The following is a 231-nucleotide window of genomic DNA, read 5'->3' as shown; positions in this document are numbered from 1 at the left end:
CGCCGCCGAAACAAAAAGGGGGGAGAGAACACACCAAGCGGAAAGGGGGGGAGGCGAGCGCAACCGAACCCAGCACAAAAAAAACAACGGCAAAAAGAAAAAAGACAACAAAAAAAAACACAACAAAAAAAAAAAACAAAAAACACCCCCCAAAAGAATAAAAAAAAACAACACCCAAAAAAACAAAAAAAAGACCCCCACCCCCCCCCAACAAAAAAAAAAAAAAATTTT

At 39.8% G+C, this 231-nt stretch carries 1 protein-coding gene; it reads left to right on the top strand.

Annotation, left to right across the window (positions count from 1 at the left end; genetic code table 11):
• Positions 1–231 (top strand): hypothetical protein (locus AC0L21_RS38140; protein WP_473267167.1); only part of this gene is annotated, 231 nt, incomplete at both ends.

This window comes from Bradyrhizobium sp. WSM4873 (genome assembly GCF_055811355.1).
Note: the sequence above shows the minus strand (reverse complement) of the source record. Positions and strands in the feature narration are given on the sequence as shown.